At 25.8% G+C, this 489-nt stretch carries 1 protein-coding gene; it reads left to right on the top strand.

Features of this window, described 5'->3' with window-relative positions; translation table 11 throughout:
• A partial coding sequence (locus G3997_RS04855; protein ID WP_330616248.1) for a cation:proton antiporter domain-containing protein occupies positions 1 to 311 on the top strand: 311 nt, incomplete at its 5' end.
• Positions 312 to 489: the final 178 nt, after the last annotated feature.

The raw sequence follows: 489 nt of genomic DNA, 5'->3' as shown, positions 1-489 counted from the left end.
TTAAATTAATGATTATAGCTAGTTTAGTATTACTAATTTCAATAACCTCGAGTAAAGTATTGTATAAATTTGGGGTACCAATACTACTTATTTTTATTGCATTAGGAATGTTATTTGGATCTGATGGTATTGTAGGAATATATTTTTCAGATTATGAACTAACTAAAGAGATAAGTTCAATTGCATTAGTAGTTATAATGTTTTTCGGTGGATTTGGAACAAACTGGTCAATGGCAAAGCCATCAGCACTTCCGTCTATACTTATGTCAACGCTCGGAGCCTGTGTATTACACAGGCTTTTTATTTACTAGAATTTTTATTATATATAAACACGATTGATAATATTTTAGTTAATGTAGTATAAATAGGTTTAAAATGTAAAAATAACATTTTGAAAATATTTATTTAAGAAATGGCTAAATTAGGGCAATTATCAATACTTACAGTAAATATAATACCAAAAACATAAAATTGACATTATAAAAAATT

Source organism: Romboutsia sp. 13368, assembly GCF_018336475.1.
In the GTDB taxonomy this organism is placed as follows: Bacteria; Bacillota; Clostridia; order Peptostreptococcales; family Peptostreptococcaceae; genus Romboutsia.
Note: the sequence above shows the minus strand (reverse complement) of the source record. Positions and strands in the feature narration are given on the sequence as shown.